The following is a 24,022-nucleotide window of genomic DNA, read 5'->3' as shown; positions in this document are numbered from 1 at the left end:
ACTACACCGTATAGGTGGTGGAGCTGACGCGGCCACCATGACCGGTCCAGTTGGTGTGGAAGAACTCACCGCGAGGCTTGTCGACGCGTTCGTAAGTGTGTGCGCCAAAGTAGTCGCGTTGGGCCTGTAGCAGGTTCTGCGGCAGGCGACCGGTGCGATAGCCGTCAAAGAAGGCGAGTGCCGTGCTAAAGGCCGGGGTGGGAACGCCCAGTTCAATGGCCGCGCCCAGAGCCTTGCGCCAGCTGGCCTGATAGTTGTTGATCGCATCGGCAAAGAAGCTGTCCAACAGCAGGTTCTCAAGCGCAGGGTTCTTGTCGAAGGCTTCCTTGATCTTGCCGAGGAACTGCGAACGGATGATGCAGCCGCCGCGCCACATCAGCGCGATGCCGCCCAGGTTCAGGTTCCAGCCGTTTTCCTTGGCAGCGGCGCGCAGCAGCATGTAGCCCTGGGCGTAGCTGATGATCTTGGAGCAGAACAGCGCCCGGCGCACATTCTCGATGAAGGTTGCGCGGTCCACGTCGAGCTTCTTCGGCGCGGGGCCGGAGAGCACTTTGGAAGCCGCCACGCGTTCTTCCTTGAGCGCCGACAGGCAGCGGGCAAAAACCGACTCGCCGATCAGGGTGACAGGCTGGCCCGTATCGAGCGCGCTGATCACGGTCCATTTGCCGGTGCCCTTCTGGCCGGCGGTGTCCAGAATCTTGTCCAGCAGCGGCTGGCCGTCTTCATCCTTCTTGGCGAAGATGTCGCGGCTGATCTCGATCAGATAGCTGTCGAGCTCGCCCTTGTTCCACTCGGTAAAGACTTCATGCAGTTCGTCAGGCGTCAGGCCCAGACCGCGCTGCAGTAGGTCGTAGGCTTCGCAGATCAGCTGCATGTCGCCGTACTCAATGCCGTTGTGCACCATCTTGACGTAGTGTCCTGCGCCGTCTTCACCCACCCAGTCGCAGCAGGGGGTTCCGTCTTCAACCTTGGCGCTGATGGCCTGGAAGATGGCCTTTACATGCGGCCATGCCGCGGGGTTGCCGCCAGGCATGATCGACGGGCCACGGCGCGCACCCTCTTCACCACCGCTTACGCCGGAACCAACGAAGAGAATGCCCTTGTCGGCCAGCGCCTTGGTGCGGCGGTTGGAGTCGGTAAACAGAGAGTTGCCGCCATCAATGATGATGTCGCCGGCTTCGAGGTGGGGAAGCACCTGGTCGATCATCTGATCGACTGTGTCGCCAGCCTTGACCATCAGCATGACGCGGCGGGGCCGCTTGAGCAGGCTGACAAACTCAGCGATGGAATGGCCACCCACGATGGCGGTGCCCTTGGCCTCGTTGGCCAGGAAGTCGTCCACCTTGGAGACGGTGCGGTTAAACACGGCCACCTTGAACCCGTGGTCGTTCATATTAAGGACGAGGTTCTGTCCCATTACTGCCAGGCCAATCAGGCCGATGTCACAAGACGCGTCTGCCATAGCTTCTCCCAAATCACTTCCAGTGCGGATTCTACCACCAGCGGATACCGCAACACGGGAAGTGTACCGCAGTGGTCAGACCTCAGAAAAGATGTTTTTTCGAGCCCTAAAGATGCAAAAAGGCAGAGAGCAGAGATCAAAAGACAGAGATCAGAGGACAGAGGGCAGAGAATAGGGCGAAGATGGTGCAGCTTTCAACCGATCTCTGAAGCTGGGTGCCCCGGGTCTGGATTTTCAGACCCGGGAAACCACGAATCTTGATGTCTCTCTCATCCCCGGGGCATTCAGCTATTTTCTGCCCTCAGTTTTTCTCTGTCCCCTGTCCCCTGTCCTCTGCTCTCTGTCTTTTCAGTCCCCGCAGCTGCTGCCGGGAACGCCGAGGTTCAGGTGCACCTGTTCGACGATCTCCAGACCAAAGCCCTGCAATGCCGGAACGTGCATGGGGGTATTCGAGAGCAGGCGAATGCGGTGAATGCCCAGATCGGTGAGGATCTGGCCGCCCAGACCGATGGCGCGCAGAATGCGGCCGCTGCGGTCCTGCTGGCCTTCGCGTTCACGCAGTTCGCGGTGCAACAGCAGACGGCCGCCCACTCCAGCGTGAGCGGAACCTTCCTTGTCGAAGGCTCCTTCCTGCTGCTTTTCCACCTCGAAGCCGCGCGAGGTGTTGTGCAGGTAGACGATCACGCCGCAGCCTGCTTCGGCGATCATGCGCATGGATTCGTCCAGGGTTTCGCGGCAATGGCAGTCGGCGGCAAACAGATCGCCGGCGGTACAGCGGGCGTGCACACGCACCAGCACGGCGTGCTGGCACTCGGTCGGCTCACCGTTGACTTCCGCCGTCTTGGAGCAGACAGAACAGGCGGAGGCCGATCCGGCCTCGGCGGGCGGGCAGAAGTTGCAGAGCGCGCCGTGCACCAGTGCAATGTGGCTTTCGCCACCATTGACGGCGCTTTCGTAGGCAATCATGCGGAACTGGCCGTGGCGGGTTTCCAGCATGCTTTCGCCGGTACGGACGATGGTGCGCTCGTGGCGCAGCCGGTAGCGGATCAGCTCAGCCACGGTGAGGATGTGCAGTCCATGCTCCTGGCAGAAGGGAATCAGGTCAGGAATGCGGGCCATGGTGCCATCGTCGTTCATGATCTCGCAGATGACGCCGGCGGGATTGAGGCCGGCCATGCGGGAAAGGTCAACGGCAGCCTCGGTCTGTCCGGCGCGCACCAGCACGCCGCCCTTGCGGGCACGCAGCGGGAAGATGTGGCCGGGACGGGCCAGATCCGCCGCCGTCGACTTTGGATCGATGGCCGTCAGGATGGTGTGAGCGCGATCGGCTGCGGAAATGCCGGTAGAAACGCCTTCACTGGCTTCAATTGACTCGGTGAACGCCGTGCCGAAGCGCGAGCTGTTCTTGGCGCTCATCGGGAACAGATGCAGGTAGTCGGCGCGCTCCTCACTGAGGGGCATGCAGATGAGTCCGCGCCCGTACTTGGCCATGAAGTTGATGGCTTCGGGGGTGACGAACTCGGCGGCCATGGTCAGGTCGCCTTCGTTTTCACGGTCTTCGTCGTCTACAACAATGACCATGCGTCCGGCGCGAATTTCACTCAGTGCGCCGGGGACGTCGATAAAGGGGGGATCGAAGGTACGCACACTTTGGCTCATCACAACGCTTCTATTGTCGCCGATTGTGGTCCGTTCGGGCGAATCGGCTGTAAAAACAGGAACGCCGCCCGAAGGCGGCGTTTCTGTTTGCTGGCTGACAAATACATTTTCCGGTATCGAAGAAGGTACGAAGGTGTTGCTGGGTTGGCGCTCGCTGTTTTGGGCGTCAACAAGGGCCGCATCGGCTCACTTCAACATGCAGGAAATGTCTTCCAATTCCCCAAAACGACTATAGGGTCGATTCGATCTCGAAACCCCAGGCTTCGAGAAGGGCCTCGGGGATATATTTGGAATTCTTATTGCGCCGAGCCCACTCGCGGAGGCGGGTAGACCGGATATACTGATCCGGCGGCAGTTTGAACTCCTTGACTATTTGCTCAAAAGAGGTCACTGTGGGCGCAACGGGGCCAATGGGCTCCGGCTTGCCCCAATTCGGATTACCACGACGCTTTGCCATCGAATTTGTATCCTTAATAGATGGGGTAGAGTGTCCGCATTTGCAAAGACCATGGAGGGGGATCCGGTCGGTCCAGCGGAATTGACACTTAGTTATTTTATGCATTTTTCCTATAAAAATCAATAGAAATTTAAAATGGGAATTCTGGGTTTTGAAGAATTAGAGCAATTGTCGTAAAAAGAATCAAATAGGGTAAATTATTCATTTAAAATAAAATAGGTGAGATTTTAAGAGCTATTTCGGCCTGATTTTACCCTCCAGAGCACATAAAAGTGGCCTCAAACCCTTGCCCGGTGGCACCATAGAGGTATGACCATTGCACGACGGATTTTGCTGGCCAGCTTGTTGCTGGCTTTGGGCTTGAGCCGCTCGGCTCATGCCGTGGAACTGAAGGTCAACCGTGGAGCCATCGACCGTACGCTCAAACAGCAGCTCTTCGGCGGGCCCGACGGCCGTTTTTATCTGAAGGGCGACGCCAAAAGCCCCTGCTATGCCTACGTGGATGATCCGCAGGTGCTCTTTGGCCCGGATCGCATCCTGGTTCAGTTGAAGACTCACGCCAAGCTGGGTAAAGCTTTTGGCAGCAGTTGCTTCGGCATTACGCTGAACCTGCCCACGGTGGTCTCGCTGGCACCCGATGCCGAGGGCGAGGTGGTGGGCTTTCGCGATGCAAAGCTCGACAAGATTACCGATCAGAAGGAACTGAACTTCATTCTGGCGCCCTTTCTCAGCCGTCAGGTGCCGTCCAGCATGAAGGTGAACGCCGCCGACCTGTTGCGCAAGTCACTGTCTGGTTCGACCGCCAACTCCGGCTACAAGATTTCGCTGGACCGGCTCAAGATCCAGAACATTCACATCGAGGGAGAAAACCTGGTGGTGGATGGGGATGGCGACATCAGTGTGCAGTAAGTGGCAATAAAGAAAGACCCAAAGGCCCTGCATGCGCAAGCGAATCCTGCAGGGCTTTTTTTCTTACGTACTGTCAGATTCCCGATTTCTTATGTGTAGCTCTTCATTTATGTCTGAAAGCCGTACGGTTTTGGTACTTGAGTAATTGCAAACTCAAACAAAAGTAAAAATCCTCTGTTTCTTGCCGTATGCTTGGCTCAGTTTCAGTACTGCCGTCTACACTCGAGTCCATCTCAGGAGCCAGTGCAACACTGGTTTGCTGGCAAGGGGATAGCATGAAACGTACCGTCCTCGCTCTATTTGTTCTGCTTCTCGCGTCCCGGGCATATGCCGAACCGGGGCAGCATCTGGTTCCTGCAGGCTCTTTGATCAACTGCACGGTTTCAGATCCCAAGCTTTCTTCCCGCACTGCCGCGATTGACGATCCCGTTCTTTGCCATCTCAGCCGTTCGGAGCGCTATGGCCGCTCGACGCTACCTTACAACAGCTATCTGGTGGGCAGATTCGAAGAGTACAAGGATCCGGGCCATTTTGTAGGCAAGGGCTGGATGGTGTTGCGCTTTGACAGAATGGTGATCGAGCCCGACACGATTCTTCCCATTGATGCGCGTGTGGTGGATGTTGCCGGCTATCAGGTGGATACGCAGGGACGCATTCTGGGCAAGGGCCATGCTGTGCGGGATGCAGTGATGTGGTCACTGCCCATCTTGTGGCCAGTGGACATGCTGATGCTTCCCATGCGCGGACCCCGTCCGACCTTGAAGGAAGAAACTCACATGACCCTGAAGGTGATGGACGATCTGAGTGTTCCCGACTCGGCGCAGCCGCAGCAGGATCCCTATGGCCTGATGCATCGCCAGACGAGCGAGAACGTTGCTCCGCAGACCGAAGCGCCCCAGCAGCAGCAGGCGTATACGCAACCCACTTATGCCCAGCCGAGCTATGCGCAACCCGCGTATGCGCAGCCTGCATATGCCCAACCGGTTTACGTGCAGCCCATGTATGTGCAGCCGATGTACGTGCAGCCCGTTTACACGTACATTCCACCGCCGCCTGTGTACATCTATTCGTATCCGCAGATGGTTGCTCCGCCTCCGGCCACGTATGCTTATCCGCCGGCCTCTTATGGTGCGCCCACTGCCTATGGACCACCTACGGCCTACGCTCCCACCTCGTACGGCTATGGCCGTCCGGCCCCGGCTCCTTACGCACGGGCCGTCTATCGTGGTGGATACGCTCCTGCTCCGCGTGTGGGTTACTATCGCTAGAGCAAATTTCGGTAATTGCAGACAAAGCAAAAGGGACGAGGATTTCTCCTCGTCCCTTTTGCTTGCTCTGAGAGCTGTGAGGTTAGAAGCCCTCTGACCAAGTGTCGAAACGGCCTTCGCGCACGGCAGTGGACATCTTTTCAATGTCGGTGGACATGACGCGATCCTGGCCGAGCGGCGGCACAATCTGACGTACTACCTTGCAGGCCTCGCCGATGGCGTGGGCCGGGCTCAGCGGAGCGCGGAACTCCACACCCTGCGCGGCGCACATCAGCTCTACAGCCACAATGCGCTCCAGGTTCTCGACGATGGTGCGCAGCTTGAGCGCGCCGGTCATGCCCATGGAGACGTGATCTTCCTTGCCGCCGCTGGTGGGAATGCTGCCGGTGGAGGACGGATGGCTGAGCACCTGGCACTCGTTCACCAGAGCCGCGGAGCCGATCTGCGCGATCATGAAGCCGGAAGAAAGACCAGCTTCGGGCGAGAGGAAGGCCGGCAGACCCTCGTTGATGTCGGGATTCAGCAGGCGGTCGATGCGGCGCTCGGTGATTCCCGCCAGATCCGTGAGCACAATCGAGGCGTAGTCGAAGGCGTAGCTGAGCGGCGCACCGTGGAAGTTGCCGCCCGAGAGCACGCCGCGATCTCGCGACTGCTGGCCGGGTTCAGGAAAGACGAGGGGATTATCGGTGGCCGAACCGGATTCGACCTCCAGAACGCCGACCACATGCTCGAGCGCGCCACGGACAGCGCCATGCACCTGCGGCATGCAGCGCAGGCAGTAGGCGTCCTGCACGCGGGTGTCACTCTCGCTGTGGGAGTTGCGAATCTCGGAGTTCTGCATCAGATCGCGCAGGTGGGCGGCGGCAGCCATCTGACCGGCATGCGGGCGGGCCTCGTGAATGCGGGCGTCAAAAGCGGTGGGGGTGCCCATCAGGGCTTCCAGTGACATGGCTCCCGCCAGATCGGCCAGACGCACCAGACGGCGGGCACGGACCACGGCCAACGCGCCCACGGCGGTCATGGCCTGGGTGCCGTTCAGCAGGGCCAGGCCCTCCTTGGCTTCCAGACGTAGCGGCGTCAGACCGGCGCGCTGCAGAGCCTCGCCGCCGGGAATGCGCTCGCCCTGATAGAAGGCTTCGCCTTCGCCGATGGCCACCAGCGCCAGATGCGCCAGAGGAGCCAGATCGCCGCTGGCGCCCACCGAACCCTTTTCCGGAATCACGGGGGTTACGCCCTGATTGAGCATGGCGGCCAGCAACTCCAGAACCACCGGACGGCAGCCGCTCCAGCCCTTGGCCAGAACGTTGGCGCGCAGCAGCAGCATGGCGCGGGCTTCAGGAATGCTGAGCGGCTGGCCCATGCCACCGGAGTGGCTGCGGACCAGATTCACCTGCAGTTGCTGAATGCTTTCGTCGGGCACACGAACGTCGGCCAGACGGCCAAAGCCGGTGTTCACGCCGTACACGGTCTGCCCCGTGGCCAGAATCTGTTCGATCCAGGCGCGGCCCGCAGCCGTACGCTGCAGAGCTTCTTCGGCCACACGTACCGGCCATTCATGAGCGGCAATTCCTTCAATCTGGGCCAGGGTAAGTGACTGGCCAGCAAGCACAACGGTTTCCATGGCATCATGCTAGGCGAGCCGGAATGCTGAGTACACGGGTTTTTCCCTATAAAACTGGCTTTTCGACGTAGAATCGACTAAAGCACACAGGAGAACAGAATGGATTCCGCGATTCTTCTTGATTCCTACGGACGAAAGCTGGTGGACGAACTGCAGGCCAACGCCCGGTTGAGCGTGGCCGAACTGAGTCGCCGGATCGGGCTTTCCGCCACTGCCGTGACCGAACGGCTGAAGCAGATGGAAGAGTCCGGGATCATTGAGAGCTATGCGGCGCAGATTGACCGCGAGGCGCTGGGTCTGGAGGTGATGGCCTTCATCCGCATGAGCTGCGCGGGGCAGAGCTACCACCGGCTAATCGACTACCTGCAGTCGCTTGAAGAAGTACGCGAGTGCCACCACCTGACCGGCGGCGACGATCTACTGCTGAAGGTGACCACCCACGACATGGCGCACCTGGAGGCTCTGATTGAGGCTCTGCTGCCTTACGGCACACCCACCACCAGCCTGGTGTTGAGCTCCCCGGTGCCGCACCGGCCCTATGCCGCCTCCGGCAAGCTGGCCACGGTTGCGCCCAAGACGCGGCAACTGCGGCGCTTCCAGCGGGGGTAGTCCTGTATTTTTCTGCTGAGGAAAGGTCTTGCCTTCTGCGTGCCTAAAAACTTCCCTCAGGGCCTGAAGGCCTGGGTCTTCGGGCTCTGTTTGTCACGGCTGAAGCTGTGACCTTTCAAAACAAATTCAAGCCTGGGTTTGCCCGCAACCAAAGCGGCGACCTCTTCCGAGGCCGCCGCTTTGGTTTTTGCGCGATTGAGCGCGGAAGTTACCAGCCCAGCACGTAGGCAAAGACCAGCGGAGCCACGATCGAGGCATCGCTCTCGATGATGAACTTCGGGGTATCGACGTGGAGCTTGCCCCAGGTGATCTTCTCATTGGGCACGGCGCCGGAATACGAACCGTAGCTGGTGGTCGAGTCCGAGATCTGGCAGAAGTAGGCCCAGAGCGGCACATGCGGACGCTGCAAGTCCTGATGCAGCATGGGCACTACGCAGATCGGGAAGTCGCCCGAGATGCCACCGGCGATCTGGAAGAAGCCGAGGGGGCTTTCCTTGGTCAGCTCGGTGTACCAGTCGGCCAGCTTTGCCATGTACTCGATGCCGGTGCGCACGGTGTGGATATTCTTCACATCGCCCGTGATGCAGTGGCCGGTAAACATGTTGCCGAGCGTCGAATCTTCCCAGCCAGGAACGAAGATGGGCAGATTCTTTTCCGCGGCGGCCAGCAGCCAGCTGTTCTTGGGGTCGATCTGGTAGCTCTTTTTGAGCACGCCCGAGAGCAGGATCTTGTACATGAACTCGTGCGGGAAGTAGCGCTCACCGGCCTTGTCGGCCTTGACCCACTCGGCCAGCACTTCATTCTCGATGCGGCGCATGGCCTCCATCTCGGGAATGCAGGTGTCGGTGACGCGGTTCATGTGGCGGTCGAGCAGCGCTTTTTCGTCCTGAGGGGTCAGGTCGCGATAGCCGGGGACGCGCTCGTAGTAGTCGTGGGCAACGAGGTTGAAGACGTCTTCTTCCAGGTTTGCGCCGGTACAACAGATGCCGTGGATCTTGTCCTGACGGATCATTTCGGCCAGTGACAGGCCCAGCTCGGCGGTGCTCATGGCGCCACCCATGGTGACGAACATTTTGCCGCCAGAGGCCAGCAGCTTGTTGTAGGCCTCAGCCGCGTCCACCAGGGCTGCGGCATTGAAGTGGCGGTAGTGGTGCTTGATGAATTGCGTAATTGTGGACATTTTCAGAAAGTCTCCAATTTTTTAAACTACCACACTGGTTCCGGGCGCAGGTGGGGAAGACTGGCTTGCTCCTCCTGACAGGACTGAATTCCCGGAAGCTCTAAATGGCGAGGAATTTGCCGATAATTTCAGCGCATTGCTCGACGAAGGCGCGGTCCGCCGGGCTGAAGGCAGCGTGATTGTGGCTGTCAATGTCGATTTCGCCCACAATTTTTCCTGCAACGCGGATGGGAACCACGATTTCGGATTTGGTCTCGATGGAGCAGGCCAGATAGCGCGGGTCGGAGCGTACGTCGTCGATGACGATGGTCTGGCCCTGAGCCACGGCTGCGCCACAGATTCCCTCGCTGACGGGAATGCGGACGTGGGTGGTCGGCGCGCCCACGAAGGGGCCAAGGTCGAGCATCTGGTCGTCGCCGTCGGTCAGCATGTAGAAGCCAACCCAGTTGTAAGAGGGCTGGCGGGCGGCAATGGTCTCAACCATAAAGCGTTCAAGGGCTTCGGCGCTGGCGGCGGTGGCGGCAAATGCCTCAATCGAGGCTAGAATTGCGGCAAAGTCGGGAGCGGGGGGTGTGGTAGTCATTTGTTCTCTGCTTTCTGATCTTTGTCCTGCTACTTGGCCGTTTCCACCCCGCCGCCGCGTTCGATGCGGATCATGGCGCTGTGGCCGCCGGCCTGCGGGCCGCGCACTACATGGGGCGTGATGACCAGCATCAGCGTGGCGTAGTTGACGTTAACGTCCTTGCTTTCCAGCTGGCTCAGGCCAGGAATGTCGTCCAGCCCCGGAGTTCCAGTAACGGCGCGGCTCTGCGTTTTATCCAATTCTCCGGCAATCACCACGGCGGTCTCGGGCTTGACTGTGATCACGCCAGAGTAGGAGCGGCTGTTCAGCACCGGATTACCGTCCAGCGTATCCCCAGAGAGGGCATCGATTTTCATGTCCAGCGTCAGGGCGATGTGGTCGCTGCGGTTCACATTGGCCGTGGCCTTCAGCGTCAGGCCCAGATCCTCATACTCGACCATGGGGGTGGTAGAGGAGGAAGCCGAACTGAGCAGCGAGCTGAGCGCGGAACTGGTGCCCGAGGTGGTCAGACCTGAGACCGACGACGAAGAGGTCAGGCTGGAGTAGGACGAAGTCTGGATGGGGTAGCGTTCGCCCATCTTGAAGGTGCTGGCATCGTTATCGCCGGCCCGCAACAGTACACGATCCAGTTGGCGCGATTCCGAGGAGTTCAAGTCGAGATTGACGGTGACGGTTCCGGGCGAGAGCGCCGATTCCGTCAGACCGCCGCCGAAGAGGGCAAAGCCACTGGAAAACAATGAGCTGGAGACATCGCCCGCTTCGACCAGGATGGCGATAATGGCCAGTGGATCGTCGGCCGAAGCCAGACCAGAGCTGACAATCTCATTGACTGTCGTGGAGTTGGACTTGAGAATGCTCTCTTCTTCGGCGTAGACGTTATAGGCCGACATGCTTTGTGGCAGTTCGACGCCGTGGTTGTTCTTGTTGGTGTGCGCGATCTGAATAATGCGTACGTCGAGCAGTACCTGGCTGCGTCCGGCAATCAGCAGTTGCAGGGTGCGGTTGAAGCTGTCCAGGTCGGAGGGGATTCCGCGCACGGTCAGGGTGCTGGCACCGGGGTCGGCGGCGGCTACTGGCAACTGAAAAATGGTTTTGGCCATGGTGGCCAACTCTGTCAGCTCGGTGGCCTGCAAGCCGTTCAGGTAGATGGTTTCCACCTCCTGACGCATGTACTGCAGGCGGAGTTCGCGGCTGTCGCGGGCCAGCAGTACACGATGCGGATCAAGGGGAACGTAGAACGTGTGTGTAACCAGTTGCAGGGCCTGTACTGCCTGTTCGAAGGTGGCGCCGTCCAGATCAAAGCGGATGCGCTCGTTGTGGACGCTGTCGTCGATGGTGGCTTCAATGCCGTAGGCGTGAAAAACCTGCTGCGCAATCTGGCGCAGGCTGTTGTGCTCATGGAAGCTCTGCAGGGTGCGGTAGGGCGAGATCATGGCGGCGGCAATGGGCTGCATGCGCTCGTCGGTGTGGAGCGGGGGGGGCAGTACGCGCAGCTGGTCGTCGCCCAGTTCGTTCAGGTGCATGCCGATGTTGATGTTGGCTGGATCGAGCTTCATGGCTCGTTGTAGCGCGATGCGGGCCGCTGGTTCGTTGTTGCGCTGACGGTCCAGCGTGCTTTCCTCAATCAGCGCGGTGATGGCGTGGCTGCGTGCTACCTGGATGGCCAGCGGGTAGTTCTTGTTGGTGGGGTCCAGCTTGGTGGACTGCTGATAGAGCCCCATGGCCTGCTCGTATTTGCGTGCCATGAAGAGCTTGTCGGCCTGCAGAAAGAGTTTGGCGGCCTTGCGGCGGTCGCTCGCGCTGGGCAATTTTTCCGGCGCAACCGGCTGCGCGGCAGGGTTGCTGGCAAGCGCGTGCGAAGTAGACGGGGCAGGAGCCTGCGCTGCCGCTGAAAAGGACAGCAGAAGGCCCAACAGCACGGCACAGCCTTGGCGTGGCGCGGTACGCAGAAAACGGGGATCAGGTTGCGTGGAGAGCCTCATTGCGCCTCCTTGCCCGGCGGGTTCAGCATAGCGGCCAGCGTGGAAACACAGGCGTCGGGTTGGAGTGCGGACAGCTCGTCCAGGCTGTAGCGTCCGGTGGCCACGGCAATTACTGCCAGATTGTTTTTGCGCGCGGCTTCAATGTCGCGGGGAGTGTCGCCCACCACGCAGAGTGTGGCATTCGGTCCTGCGAGCTGGCGTGCGGTTGCGGCGGCGCTGGCCACCAGCAGATTGCGGTCAGGGAAATGATCACTGAAGCCGCCAAAGGTGAAGTTGTCGCGCACCCCGGCTTTTTCCAGCTTGACCCAGCCGATCCGCTCCAGGTTGCCAGTGGCCACGCCCAGAGTAGCGCCGCGCTGGCGCAGATGGTGGAGTACTTCCGGCACGCCGGGCAGCACAAGTGGGTCGAGTTCCTGGTGGTTTTGCTCCACGTGGGCGCACATGGCGTCCAGAATGGCAGTCTGGCTGGCTTCCAGCAGCTTTGCCGGATGGCCGGAGAGTCGGAAAGCTTCGCGCAGGATGGCGGTATCAGTGTTTCCGGCCAGCGGCACGCCTTCCAGGCTGACTTCCAGCCCGGTGGCTTGCAGTATTCCTTGGTGAAAGGCGCTGAAGTGCACGCGGTCGCGGCTTTTTATCAGCGTACCGTCGATGTCGAACAGGTACGCATCAAAGCCGTCCCAGCGGAAGCCGGGATCGAGAAGAAAGCGGGATGTGTTTTCAGGTGGAATGGGCATCGTCAGGCCAGTGCGCCTTTAGCCCTGGCGGTAACCCTGGCGATAGACGCTGAAGACAGGACGTTCGCTACGCGGCGGACGCTTGAGTCCGGCGCGAATATCGCCCAAGTTCAGGCCCAGCTCGGCCATGGTGCGGCTGAGCGTGTTGCGATGCATCTTCAGTTCATCGGCGGCCTTACACTGGTTTCCCTTGTGCGCGACAAGCACTTCGAGCAGGTACTGGCGCTTGAATTCGCGCACGGCTTGCTCGTAAGTGATGCCACTGGAGTGCATTTGCGTCACCAGGCTGTCCAGTTCTCTCTTCATTATGCCGCCTCTGTCACCGGTCGCCGGTCGTTGGGGATGGAACCAATTTCTGCAACCATGAACCTTCTTGTTATATCAAAAAATGCCCTCTTTCGGGGGCAAGAAAAATTTGGAATCGTGCTGAATGGAATCCAGGCTGGAACGAATGCGGTTGGCAAGCTCCTCTGGACTGACCCAAATGCTTACGTGGGAGAAGCCAAAAAAGTGCCGTGGAAGCCGTGCCTGGGTTAGCCAGCGGGCGTTGGGAAAAAAGGTCAAGGCCAGCAGAATCAGCAGGGAAACGAGGAATGCGCCCTGCAAAAAACCGAATCCCGCGCCCAGCAGACGGTCCAGGCAACCCAGACCCACGGCCCGGGCGCTGCCTGCCAGAATGCGTCCGAGCAGATTGGCCAGCAGCGTGACCACGAAGACGATCAGCAGAAAACCGAGCGTGGAGGCCAGCGGCTCAAAGCGTACGAAGGGCTGAAGCAGGGCTGCTGGCTTCTGGTAGTTCCAGGAGGCCAGCAGGAATCCGAAGAAAAGCCCGCCCAGCGAGCAGACTGCGCGCAGAAAACCCTGCCGCAGCCCGCTGATCACGGTGGCCGCCAGCAGAATCAGGATGAAAATGTCGGCAAAGGCCATCGGGGTTGCTCCTACAGCTCGGGATTGCGCCCGGTGAGGCGGTGGAAGGCTTCGCTGTACTTGGCCAGGGTGCTTTCCACCACGGCTTCCGGCAGCGAGGGGGCCGGAGCCTGCTTGTTCCAGCGGATTTCTTCCAGATAATCGCGTACAAACTGCTTGTCGAACGAGGGCTGCGCACCGCCCGGCTTCCAGCTGGAGGCTTCCCAGAAGCGGGAGCTGTCGGGGGTAAGCACTTCGTCGGCGAGGATGATCTGGTCACCCAGACGGCCAAACTCAAACTTGGTGTCGGCCAGAATCAGGCCGCGGCTGGTGGCATGCTCGCTGGCCTTGGTGTAGATGGCCAGGGTCAGACGGCGCAGCTCGGCAGCGTCGGCAGGATTCATCAGCTTTTCGGCCGCTTCGAACGAGATGTTCTCGTCGTGTTCGCCGTCCTGGCTTTTGTAGGCCGGGGTGAACAGGGGCTGGGGCAGCTGGGAGCCGTCCAGCAGACCGGCGGGCAGCGGAATGCCGCAGACCGTGGCGCTGGCCTTGTATTCCTTCCAGCCGGAGCCGGCCAGATAGCCGCGGGCCACGCACTCGATGGGGAACATCTTGGCCCGGCGCACTAGCACGGAGCGGCCTTCCAGCTGATCGGCAAAGGGTTGCAGCTCAGCCGGATAGTCGGCCACGCGGCTGGCAATCAGGTGGTTGGGCACCAGATCCTTGAGCAGGCCAAACCAGAAGAGCGAGATCTGGTTCAGGATCTTGCCCTTGCCGGGAATGCCGGTGCCGAGTACGTGGTCAAAGGCGGAGATGCGGTCGGTGGCGATCATCAGCAGGTTGTCGCCGACGGCGTACAGGTCGCGGACCTTGCCGCGGGCAAGCAAGGGAAGCGAGCCTAACTGGGTGGTAAGCAATGCAGTCACGGGAAACCTCGGAAGGGAGAAACTGAATCTCCGATTTTCAGGCGCGGGGCTGGCTTTGTCAATTGCAAAGGGTCATATGCGGCCAATCCCGGATGGCGAAACAGGGGTATGAAAACGATTTTCAATCCACCGCTGAAACCCGCATGAAATAAGGGGTTTTGCTAATTTTAATCGCTGTGATGATCGTCACAGATTACGCTGCATACATACGAGACACTTCAGTTGTCAACATGGTTCGGCAAGTCTTCGGATGAGCTTTGAGCCGGGCGACACGGGGCAGCAGTGGAAAGGGGAAGCCGCGGCTAGCTTCGTTTGTGCAGGGATCACCAGTAGTCGTGCGCTACCGACCTCCAGCGCCGACTACTGGTACCCGTTTTCACTCCTTTATTTTTCAGATCAAAAAATTGGCAGTGTGAGAAGCAGCTTTCAGTTGTTGGCTTTCTGCTGTTTTTTGCGCCGTCCCTGATGGGACTCAGTTCGTCTTTTGGAGCAGCGTACTCTACGTTGAAACGTGGGGCTAACATGCGCTGCGCCTACGGCGCGGGGTCAAAAAACTGCTGACTGCTGACAACTGAGAGCCAAAGCAAAGCGGCGAACGCCCGGAGATGTTCGCCGCTTTGCTTTGGTCTGATTCGATTTACGCGGAGGCGCGTTGCTGGTGCTGGCTGCTTAGCTTGACGCTGACCACGCGGCTGACGCCCGGCTCCTGCATGGTGACGCCGTAGATCATGTCGGCGGCGGACATCATGCGCTTGCTGTGGGTGACGATGAGGAACTGCGTGTCGTGGCCGAGCGAGCGGATCAGGTCGGCCAAGCGGCCAACGTTGGTCTCATCGAGCGGCGCATCGACTTCGTCGAGGACGCAGAAGGGGCTGGGCTGGAACTGGAAGATACCCACCAGCAGCGCCAGCGCGGTGAGCGCCTTTTCACCACCCGAGAGCAGCAGCACGTTCTGCAGCTTTTTGCCGGGAGGTGAGGCCACAATGTCCAGACCGCTTTCGGCCTGATTCTCGGTGTCGGTAAGTCGCAGGAAGGCCTGACCGCCCTGGAAGAGGCGGGTGAAGACCTGGCCGAAGTTTTCGTTGATGCGGGCGAAGGCCTCGTCGAACTTCTGCTTGGAGATCTGGTCGATTTCCTTGATGGTTTCCTGCGTGTTCTCGATGGATTCGGTCAGATCCTTGCGCTGGATTTCGAGGAATCCATGGCGCTCGGCTGTTTCCTTGTATTCGTCGAGGGCCATCATGTTCACCGGGCCCATCTGCTCGATGCGCTGGCGGAGGGTGCGGCAGGTTTCTTCCTCGCCGGTCAGGGCCTCGCCTTCGATGCGCTCGATGCTGGCGTCTTCACGCAGCAGTTGGGCTTCCAGGTTGACCTCGGCCAGGCAGCTGGCTTCCAGGTACTCCAGGTCAGAGCGCAGCTTGGCCAACTGGCTCTGGCGGCCGGCGCGAACATCGCGGAGTTGATCGACGGTGGCGCGGCCGGTCTTGAGCTGGGACTCCATCTCGGCCAGTTGCTGACGCAGGGACTGTGCCTGTGCGGCGATGGTCTGGGTGAGCGCCTGCGCTTCGGTGCGCTCCTGGGTCAGTTCCTGCTGACGGGCGCTGAGTGAGGTGCTTTCGCCACTGCGCTGGTCGCGCTCCTGAATGGCGGCGGCACGCTGCTGCTCCAGGCTCTGTACGCGGCGGACGAGGTCAGCATGCTGGCGGTCAATGCGCTCAAAGGCGGCCTGAGCGCCACGGCGGCGTTCTTCCAGTCCGGCCAGCTCGGCGGTCATTTGCGCGGCCTGCTGCTGTACCTGCTCACGCTGCTGGCGCAAGAGGTTCAGCTGGGCCTGCTGTTCGTCCAGTCCAGCCTCGGCCTGCGCGTGTTCGGTTTCCAGCTTTTCGGCTTCCTGCCGCTTCTGCTCAATGGAGTTGCGCTTGACCGCGATGGCTTCCTTGTTGCGGGCCACCTGAGCGGTCCACTCGTCCATGCGGCGCGCCATGCGCTGGCTCTCATTTTCCATTTGGCGCAGGCTGGCGCCCAGGTTGGCGCTTTCGGTTTCCAAGGCGCGGCGCTGCTCGCCGCTGGCTTCCAGCTGGGCGTTCAACTCTTCAATGGCGCGGGTCAGCTCAGCGGTTTTCTGCTCGCACTGCTCCAGCTCCTCGCTCACCTGAGCCAGCTTGGCTTCGGCTTCACGCAGTTCACGCTTGAGGGCCAGAGGGCCTTCGCTGGCGGGCTTTCCGCCGGTTACGGTGGCGTTGTGGAAGCACTCGCCCTCGGGGGTAAGGAAGAAGGCGTGAGGATACTTGGCGGCCAGCGATTGCGCCTGTTGGCCATTGTCGGCCAGATAGCTGTGGCGCAGCTTGGGCAGAATCGCTTCAAGGGAGCGGCCAAAGCCATTGAGCACCTTGATGGCGTCGCGCAGAGCCACAATACCGGGTTCGTCGATGGCGCCGGCGTTCTCGTCAAAGAGAATGCCCTGGGCGTCAGCGTGGATGAGGAAGGTGGCGCGACCGTCGCTGGTCTTGAGCAGGTTAACGCCCGCGTCGGCGTCGTTCCAGTTCTCCACCACAACGTAGTTCAGTTCTTCGCGCAGAAACTCGTCGACCACGGCCTCATGTGCGCCGCTGACTTCAAGAAAATCTGCCAGCGTACCCTTGGGGGCCATGCCCTGACCGAGCGAGCCGGGCTTGAGCAGCTTGCGGACCGAGTCTGTGGAGTAGCTGTGGTTGCGGATGAGCGCCTGCAGTGAGTCGCGGCGACCGGTGAGCGATGCCTGCTGGCCACGCAGCTGATTGGCGCGGGCACGCTGGGCATTCTCTTCGGCACGGCGCGTCTGCAGCTCTTCACGCCGGGCGGCAATGCTCTCCTGCAATTCCTTGAGGGCAGCCACGGCGGATTCGTGACGCTGGCGCTGCTGGCCGAGTTGCGCGTTCAGGTTTTCCTGCTCGTTTTCCGCCTGACCCATCTCGGTATTCAGGCGTTCGGCCTCCCGATCCAGGGCAGCCAGACTTTCTTCGCCTTGCGCGGTGTGATTGCGGGCGTTGCCTGCCAAGGTGAGAAGCTGCATGGCGTGGCGGCGATTGTTTTCGAGCTCACGTTCCAGCCGGAAGACTTCTTCTGCTGCGCTGCGGGCTTCCTTCTGGCGCTCTTCCACCTGCTGGCGGAAGGTGCCTGCCTCACCGGCGGCAGTCTCCATAAAGCTGCGCTGCTGGGTGCGTTCTTCTTCCACGCCAGCCTGCTGAATGCGGGTTTCTTCCAGCTCAGCGCTGCTGCTGGCAATGCGGGCTTCCAGCTCCACCACGCGTTCGCTGTTCGAACGCTCGCGGGCGATGGCGCGTTCCAGTTCCAGCGCGGCCTGATTGGCGCGGTTCTGGGCTTCGCGTCCCTCGCGGTCCAGTTCGTAGCCGCGTTCGGTCAGCTGATGCTGACTGGCTTCTGAACCTTCGATCAGGGCGGCTGCGGCGTCAATCTGCTCGGTCTGGGTCTTGATCTGTTCTTCCAAGCCTGCCTGTTCGGCGTCCATCTGGGCCATGCGGCTGGCCAGCACCACGCGCAGGCGGCCACGCAGTTCATCACGTACTGCGGCAAAGCGTTCGGCCTTGGCGGCCTGACGCTTCAGCGAGTTCATCTGGCGGGTGACTTCGTCAAAAATATCATCGATGCGGGCCAGATTCTGCTTGGCGCTTTCAAGCCGCAGCTCAGCCAGACGCTTCTTGTTCTTGAAGCGGGTAATACCGGCAGCTTCTTCGATGATCGAGCGGCGGTCATGGGGCTTGGAGCTGAGCAGCTGGCCGATGCGTTCCTGGCCAATGATGGCGTAGCTCTCCGGTCCCAGACCGGTGCCCATGAAAATGTCCTGAATATCGCGCAGGCGGCAGAGCTTGCCGTTCAGCAGGTATTCACTTTCACCGGTGCGGAACAGACGACGGGTGATGATGATCTCGCCCTTTTGCGGGGTGGAACGGAACTTGCGGCGGCGAACCTTGAGCACGACCGGCTGGGGGCCGTTTTCGGTGTTGGCTTCGGCGTTTTCCTGGCCGTCCTCGTCGATTACCTGTCCGGGCTGCTCACTGCTGGCAATTTCATCGCTCTCGGCGGCCCGCTGACGGCGAATTTCGTCCTCGTCCCAGTCGGCGGGGGGCGCGTCGTCCACGCTCACCTCGGGCTCAACCGGGATGGGGCCGTCGTAGGCAGTGGGGTCGATCATGGTGATGGTCACCTCCGCCATGCCGAGAGCCTTGCGGTCCCGTGTGCCGGCAAAGATGACGTCTTGCATGTGCGCGCCGCGCAGGGTTTTGGCGCTCTGTTCACCTAGAACCCAGCTGACGCCGTCCAGAATGTTGGACTTGCCACAGCCGTTCGGACCCACGACCGCAACAATGCCCTGGCCCGAGACGGTCAGTTCCGTGCGGTCGCAGAAGCTTTTGAAGCCGAGGATGTGAATCTTTTTGAGCTTGAGCATGTGGTCTCCGGTCCGTGAGGAGTCGCAACAAGGTGTGCGCAGCTGACCGCGCCAGCTCCTTGCGAGAGCTGGAAAGGTCCTGCTAACAGGGTCGCGGAGATGGCGGGCGCGGTCAATGACTGAAAAGTGGGTCGTTATGTGGATAAGAGGGTGGAAATTGGGAAAGCAGCTGTCAGCAAGTCAGCGAGTCAGCTTTTAGCTATCAGCTCATCCTGCTGTGGGCAGAATATTGGCTGATGCAAAGCACCCTGTTCCGGCAAGAAAAAGCTGACTTGCTAACCCGCTGGCTTGCTGCTCTGTTGTCTTTCTACTGTACCGTAACCTGCACGCTGGTGGTGTGGGTCAGGTTGCCGCTGGTGGCGGTCAGGGTGACGGTGCTGGATTTGGGCGTGTACTGGAAGGAGCAGGCCGTGAGGCTGGTGGCCAGTCCCAGGCCTAGCACTACCAGAGCCAGCCAGCGATGGGCCGAGCGGCGCAGACGACGCAAGCCGGCCAGTGGCAGCAGGGCCAGACCCAGCGCCACTGGCAGAGCGCCAAAGCGCTGCAGGGGATGTGCATAGCCAAAGCTTTTGGCCATGGTGACCGTCAGATTGACCTTCGAGGTGGCTACTCCGGCGGAGAGCGATGCGGGCGAGAGGTCGGAACCGGTTTCGGCCGGCAGACCGTCGATGCTCATGGAGATTGCGCCGGGCAGCACCGTGCCAACCACCGGCGAAATCGTCATGGGGAAGCTGCTGCTTTGGCCCAGATTCAGCGTGGTGCTGGAGGTTCCGGTCAGCGTGATGGTGAAGTCGTCCACCAGTTGCGCGATGGTGTTGCTGGAGGCTGTGGGGTAGTAGCTGTCGCCGGAGTAGGCGGCCGTGATCTGGTGCGTGCCGGTGGCCAGCGCGGTGGTGGTGATGCTGGCTGTGCCGGAGGAAAGCGTCGCCGTGCCGATCTGGGTGTTGCCGTCGTAAAGAACGATGCTGCCGGTGGGCGTGACGCCCAATGTTTTTACCGAAGCCGTAAATGTGATGGCGTTGCTGACGAAGACCGGGTTGATGGACGTGGTGAGGGTGACGCTGGACGAGGTGTAGAGCACATGGATCGAGTTACTGCCGTTGGCGCTGGTGTAGTGGGTGGTGTCGCTCGGTGTGAAGACGACGTACAGTGCCTGGCTTCCAGGGGTAAGAACCTCGCCTGAGTTCGGCGAATAGGTGTAGGTGCCGGCAACGGTTGTGTCGTTGAGTTGGGCAGTGGCGTTAAGCTGCGTGCTGCCGAGCGAGGTTCCGTAGTAGATGGAGGCAGGCGTCGGCCAATGGATGAGCGGGGTCTTCTGGAAGACGACAGCGTCGATGTTGCTGACGTTGTTGGAGAAGGAGGTACTGGAAACAGTGGCCGTGATCTGGCCGGTGTCGCTGGTCAGTCCGCTTGATGCATAAGAGGGGATGTTGACGGTGAGCGTGACCGAATCACTGGCGTTGCTGGCAAGGCTGGTGGAGCGGGTGCAGGTCAGGGTGCTGACCGTGCAGTGCCAGCCGCCAGAGGTGTCGCTGAGCGCGGTTGCCGTCATGCCGGTGGGCAGGGTGAGGGTAAGCACGGCCGAGGCGTCGATTTCTACGGAAGAGCTGGTGTTGGTTACGTCGATGGTCACCTGATCGCCGGTGTCGCCTTGATTGACAGCCATGGGACTGGGCGAGAAGGCGATGGAAAGCGAGGGCGTAATGATCGGCTGCACAAAGGAAGAGAGATCGAAGAGCGCGTACTCCAGCATCTTTTCCTGCGGCGAGATGATTCCTGAAGCAGAGCACTCGTTGGGGAACACAACACCGGCATTATTGGAAGCAGCAATGACGTGGTACTCGTTGAACAACACGCGTCCACACTGGTTGGCCGCAGAAGCATTCACCGGCGTGTTGAAGGTGAACTGCATGATGGCATCCGGCGCGTTGGAATCGCTGTCCATCGTCAGCCAGGCTTGCGTGGGAGAGATGACGCTGGTCAAATCCAGACGCAGCGTGTTGATTTGTACTTCGCCTTCATGCTCGGTATTCGAGGAGTCCACGTAGTCTGCGCCGATGTTGTGCAGCCACTGAGAGAGGGTTGCGCCGTCGGTAAAGCTTGTGTTGACAAGTGCGACACCGGGATCAGGCGCGGGATCAGCTTGTCCAGGATTCCAGTTGGCCACAGCCGGAAACTGGGAGTTGTAGGGGGCGCTAGGATCGAGCCATGCGTAGCTGTAGTGGGTGGTGAAGACGCGTCCCCCCGCATTGGCATAGGCCAGTAGATTGGTCAGTGCCGTTGCGTCCTTGTAGAGCGTGTCAGAGCCCTGGCAGGGGAAGAGGATCATGTCGTAGTTGTTCATCACGAGGGAATGGTCGGTCATGACGGTGTCGGTGGGGGTTCCGGAGCCGATGACTGCTCCTCCTGCCGTAAGCGTAGTGCTGCCCGACTGGAATGTGCTGGTGCTGGAGTACAGGTGAATGTGGCCGTTGGGATTGACGCTGCCGGAGTCGTCGGTAAACTCGCTTTGATCAATGCCCATGTCCTTGAGCACGCACTCCAGACCATCGACTGAGCCGGTGGAGATAGCGATGTAGGGAATGTCGCCCACGGTGTGGTTGTGCGGCATGTGCAGGGTTAGTCCAGTCTGGTTCTGGCTGAGGTCGATGCTCTGGTAGAAGCGCCATTTGCCGGCCTGAATCACGATGTAGTAGGTTGAGCCGGCAGTGACCGGGACGTAGTTGAGCGCGAATGTTCCATCTGCCTGCGAGTACGCCGAGGCAATGTTGGTGGGAAGATTGTTCACGGTCAGGCACTGAACCTGATTGGCGGAGAGCGTGGCCGCAAAGGCGGTTGGTGCCGTGTCGGTAATGTAGACCAGAACATTGGGCAGGGGCAGGGCACCGGTGGTGCGCGGGTCATAGACCGTTCCACTGACGGTGACCGTGGTTTGGGCCAGAACCGGGACAACGGCTGCCAGCAGCCACAGCAGCAAAACAGGAGGGAAGAACAAGCTGCCAAGACTGCCGGAGAAAGTGTGCCGGGGGAATGAGGGAACGTGAGCGACCAATGCCCGAATGTCCTTCATGGGAACTACCTCAAAGCTTTTCTACCCACTCCGTGAGAACCGACCAACATGCAAGATGCCCTGCTCGCTGTTGGATGAGTGTTTGCTGAGAAAGAAGGGCCAGCTAATGCGATGTATCGGCTTTTGCGCCCTTGGCAGTAGAGTTCGGCCCCTTACGAATGTTATTTGTGAGAGCAAATTAACTATGTCCCAGACAAAAACAGATAGCTCTAAGAGAAAGAAGGAGAGAAACTTAATAAAGGAAGAGGGCCATCGCCCTCGGGCGGGTGAAGGATGGAAACGGGCTGAAGGGTGAAGTTGTGGAAGGGGGGATTGATGAGGTGGTGTAAACCTGCACAGACCGGCGCCGTCTACCTGAGTGATGGCAGCTGGAACAACACTGGAAATGCTGGAAACAGCGGCGGTGGAGACGATCCGTCCATTGCGGATGGAGGCTGCCACGCCTGAATTTGATGAGATTGTGGCTTTGCACCGAAGGCAGGTGTACCGCTTTCTGCTGGCTTCAACGCGCGACGAAGACTTGGCCGAGACGCTGACCCAGGAGTGTTTTCTGAAGGCGTACCGGAACTGGTCGGGTTTCCGTGGCGAGTCCAGCGTGCTGACCTGGTTGATGCGCATCGCCATCAATTTGGAGAAGGACCACTGGCGCAACCGACGGGTGCAGTTCTGGCGCTTGACCCGGACGAATGCCGTGGATCTGGACGAGGCTAGCGAGTGGCTGCCGAGCAGGGATCGTTCGGTGGAGCAGCAGATGCTGGCCCGCGAACAGGTAGCCCGGCTCTGGCAGGTGGTGGACGGACTCAGCGGCCGGCAGAAGACGATTTTTCTGTTGCGCTATGTGGAGGAGATGGATCTGGACGAGATTGCGCAGACCATGGGGTTGAGCGATGGAACGGTAAAGGCCCATCTGTCGCGGGCGCTCGGCAAGGTTCGGTTAGAAATGCGAGGCAATCGATGAAGCAACGGGAGCAGGAAGAACAGATCGCGGCGCTGGAAGCGGAATTAGGCGATACATTGGGGGATTTTCGGGACTGCATGCATGCCTGGGGGCAGGGCAGTTACGCCCAGCCAGCCCAGCCACTGCATCCGTCGTGGGTGCTGGGATGGCGGCTGGTCACCGCTGGGGCAATGGTAGTTCTGCTGGCGGCAATCACTCTGGGGGGTGTTGCGGTCGGGCGGAGCCGTCATGCGGCGGTGGCACGGAATTCCGTGACTAAGCAGGCGGCGGTGGTACAGGTTCAGGCGCAGAGCAGCGCGCCGGTTACGGCGGCGGTGAAAACCGATACGGTGAAGGCCGACGCCGAGGACGAAGATCTGTTGGCCACGGTCGACAGTGCTGTGGCGCGTCAGAGTCCAAAGGCTATGGAGCCGCTGGCGCGTTTGATGGACGATGACGAAATGCAGTAAACGCTGCAGCTTGCAAGCTGGCGCAGCACGGGATCCTCAAACCCCCGAAAAAATAGGGGACAAGGAGCAGTGATGAAGAAGAAGACCTTTGTGGCATGGTTGCTGATGGCAACAGCGGGAGCATATTTTACGGGGGTGGCTGTGGCCCAGGGGCCAGCGGCTGAACCGGGAGCGGGCTTTGGGCAGGGTTTTGGCGCGCACCGGGCTCCCATCGAGCGGGCTCTGGGTCCGGATGGAAGTCATGGTCGCTGGTGGAATAATCCGGCGATCGTCGAAAAGTTGAAGCTGAGCGACGAACAGCGCAAGGCGATGGACGGCATTTTGCTAGAGCATCGTGAGAAGTTGATTGACCTGCGCGGCAACGTGGAAAAGGCCGAACTGGAGATGGAGCCTTTAATCAAGGCCGATCAGCCGAACGAGGGAAAGATTCTGGCGCAGATCGACAAACTGGCCGCGGTCCGCGCCGAGCTGGAAAAAGCCAATGCGCGTTTTCTGCTGGCGTTGCGTGCCAAGCTGACGCCCGAACAGTGGAAGCAGCTGGAAGATCTGCGTGCCTCTGCTCCGCACCTGCACAAATGGGGTGAGCATAGACCTGAGGATCGCCTTTCCCCAGCAGGTGAGCCGAAGGGCGCGCCAGCTCCAGAGGGAACTTCGGGGCCGGGCGATGAGTAGTAGAGATTGAGTTCGATTTGCCAGGCTGGGGCCCGGCAAATCGAAGCACGGAATAAATGCAGGTTTCAGGCAGAAAGCAAATAAGGTTCCAGAAGGAACCTTGGGCGGTGGAAGGAATACTTCCGCCGCC

General features: G+C 60.2%; 19 protein-coding genes. 6 read left to right on the top strand and 13 right to left on the bottom strand.

The annotated features are described in order from the left end of the window. Position 1: 1 nt before the first annotated feature. The 3 genes from gnd to ACOBR2_RS16765 all read right to left on the bottom strand — a co-directional run bounded on the left by gnd (position 2) and on the right by ACOBR2_RS16765 (position 3,578). Positions 2-1,462 carry a decarboxylating NADP(+)-dependent phosphogluconate dehydrogenase gene (gnd, locus tag ACOBR2_RS16775; protein ID WP_420237250.1) on the bottom strand — a complete coding sequence of 487 codons (1,461 nt, stop codon included), beginning with the start codon at positions 1,460-1,462 and terminating at the stop codon, positions 2-4. 348 nt (positions 1,463-1,810) lie between these two features. Next, positions 1,811-3,121 (bottom strand): 3,4-dihydroxy-2-butanone-4-phosphate synthase, encoded by a 1,311-nt coding sequence (gene ribB / locus ACOBR2_RS16770; RefSeq protein ID WP_420237249.1) that lies wholly within the window; start codon positions 3,119-3,121, stop codon positions 1,811-1,813. A 229-nt stretch (positions 3,122-3,350) separates the two neighbouring features. Further along, the gene (locus tag ACOBR2_RS16765) at positions 3,351-3,578 is read right to left on the bottom strand and encodes a hypothetical protein (RefSeq protein ID WP_420237248.1); all 228 of its coding nucleotides are present in this window, start codon (positions 3,576-3,578) and stop codon (positions 3,351-3,353) included. 309 nt (positions 3,579-3,887) lie between these two features. Here ACOBR2_RS16765 and ACOBR2_RS16760 point away from each other — a divergent pair, with 309 nt between their 5' ends. Both ACOBR2_RS16760 and ACOBR2_RS16755 read left to right on the top strand, forming a co-directional pair. Continuing rightward, the gene (locus tag ACOBR2_RS16760) at positions 3,888-4,487 is read left to right on the top strand and encodes a hypothetical protein (protein WP_420237247.1); all 600 of its coding nucleotides are present in this window, start codon (positions 3,888-3,890) and stop codon (positions 4,485-4,487) included. A gap of 275 nt (positions 4,488-4,762) precedes the next feature. After that, complete coding sequence (locus tag ACOBR2_RS16755; protein WP_420237246.1) at positions 4,763-5,755, top strand: hypothetical protein; 993 nt, start codon at positions 4,763-4,765, stop codon at positions 5,753-5,755. An 82-nt stretch (positions 5,756-5,837) separates the two neighbouring features. On the opposite strand, the gene hutH is transcribed toward ACOBR2_RS16755, so the two are convergent. Next, a complete protein-coding gene (gene hutH, locus ACOBR2_RS16750) occupies positions 5,838-7,376 on the bottom strand; it encodes a histidine ammonia-lyase (protein WP_420237245.1) in 1,539 nt (512 codons plus the stop codon). A gap of 99 nt (positions 7,377-7,475) precedes the next feature. On the opposite strand from hutH, the gene ACOBR2_RS16745 reads away from it, so the two are divergent. Continuing rightward, the gene (locus tag ACOBR2_RS16745; RefSeq protein ID WP_420237244.1) at positions 7,476-7,985 is read left to right on the top strand and encodes an Lrp/AsnC family transcriptional regulator; all 510 of its coding nucleotides are present in this window, start codon (positions 7,476-7,478) and stop codon (positions 7,983-7,985) included. Positions 7,986-8,193: 208 nt separating this feature from the next. On the opposite strand, the gene ACOBR2_RS16740 is transcribed toward ACOBR2_RS16745, so the two are convergent. The 9 genes from ACOBR2_RS16740 to ACOBR2_RS16700 all read right to left on the bottom strand — a co-directional run bounded on the left by ACOBR2_RS16740 (position 8,194) and on the right by ACOBR2_RS16700 (position 21,738). Beyond that, the gene (locus ACOBR2_RS16740) at positions 8,194-9,165 is read right to left on the bottom strand and encodes a deoxyhypusine synthase family protein (protein ID WP_420237243.1); all 972 of its coding nucleotides are present in this window, start codon (positions 9,163-9,165) and stop codon (positions 8,194-8,196) included. Between the two features lie 100 nt (positions 9,166-9,265). Beyond that, positions 9,266-9,748: a GAF domain-containing protein gene (locus ACOBR2_RS16735; protein WP_420237242.1), complete on the bottom strand. Its 483-nt coding sequence runs from the start codon at positions 9,746-9,748 to the stop codon at positions 9,266-9,268. A gap of 29 nt (positions 9,749-9,777) precedes the next feature. Then, entirely contained in the window at positions 9,778-11,730 is a 1,953-nt protein-coding gene (locus tag ACOBR2_RS16730; RefSeq protein ID WP_420237241.1) for a hypothetical protein, read from the bottom strand. After that, positions 11,727-12,464 carry an HAD family hydrolase gene (locus ACOBR2_RS16725; protein ID WP_420237240.1) on the bottom strand — a complete coding sequence of 246 codons (738 nt, stop codon included), beginning with the start codon at positions 12,462-12,464 and terminating at the stop codon, positions 11,727-11,729. Before ACOBR2_RS16725 ends, ACOBR2_RS16730 begins: the two co-directional genes overlap by 4 nt. An 18-nt stretch (positions 12,465-12,482) precedes the next feature. Continuing rightward, on the bottom strand, positions 12,483-12,770 hold the full coding sequence (locus ACOBR2_RS16720; protein WP_420237239.1) for a helix-turn-helix domain-containing protein: 288 nt from the start codon (positions 12,768-12,770) through the stop codon (positions 12,483-12,485). Positions 12,771-12,845: 75 nt separating this feature from the next. Next, positions 12,846-13,391 carry a CvpA family protein gene (locus ACOBR2_RS16715; RefSeq protein ID WP_420237238.1) on the bottom strand — a complete coding sequence of 182 codons (546 nt, stop codon included), beginning with the start codon at positions 13,389-13,391 and terminating at the stop codon, positions 12,846-12,848. A gap of 11 nt (positions 13,392-13,402) precedes the next feature. Then, positions 13,403-14,296, bottom strand: a complete 894-nt coding sequence (locus tag ACOBR2_RS16710) for a phosphoribosylaminoimidazolesuccinocarboxamide synthase (RefSeq protein ID WP_420237237.1) — start codon at positions 14,294-14,296, stop codon at positions 13,403-13,405. Positions 14,297-14,933: 637 nt separating this feature from the next. Beyond that, positions 14,934-18,743 carry a chromosome segregation protein SMC gene (gene smc, locus ACOBR2_RS16705; RefSeq protein WP_420237236.1) on the bottom strand — a complete coding sequence of 1,270 codons (3,810 nt, stop codon included), beginning with the start codon at positions 18,741-18,743 and terminating at the stop codon, positions 14,934-14,936. 307 nt (positions 18,744-19,050) lie between these two features. Further along, the gene (locus ACOBR2_RS16700; protein WP_420237235.1) at positions 19,051-21,738 is read right to left on the bottom strand and encodes an Ig-like domain-containing protein; all 2,688 of its coding nucleotides are present in this window, start codon (positions 21,736-21,738) and stop codon (positions 19,051-19,053) included. Between the two features lie 436 nt (positions 21,739-22,174). Between ACOBR2_RS16700 and ACOBR2_RS16695 the strand changes: the two genes are divergently transcribed. From ACOBR2_RS16695 to ACOBR2_RS16685, 3 genes are all read left to right on the top strand, one after another. Next, positions 22,175-22,771, top strand: a complete 597-nt coding sequence (locus ACOBR2_RS16695; protein ID WP_420237234.1) for an RNA polymerase sigma factor — start codon at positions 22,175-22,177, stop codon at positions 22,769-22,771. A 77-nt stretch (positions 22,772-22,848) separates the two neighbouring features. Then, entirely contained in the window at positions 22,849-23,220 is a 372-nt protein-coding gene (locus ACOBR2_RS16690; protein ID WP_420237233.1) for a hypothetical protein, read from the top strand. 72 nt (positions 23,221-23,292) lie between these two features. Then, positions 23,293-23,892 carry a Spy/CpxP family protein refolding chaperone gene (locus ACOBR2_RS16685; protein ID WP_420237232.1) on the top strand — a complete coding sequence of 200 codons (600 nt, stop codon included), beginning with the start codon at positions 23,293-23,295 and terminating at the stop codon, positions 23,890-23,892. Positions 23,893-24,022: the final 130 nt, after the last annotated feature.

Origin of the sequence: Telmatobacter bradus, assembly GCF_048629425.1 — a bacterium.
Lineage (GTDB): Bacteria > Acidobacteriota > Terriglobia > Terriglobales > Acidobacteriaceae > Telmatobacter > Telmatobacter bradus.
This window is presented reverse-complemented; position numbering and strand designations above follow the sequence as displayed.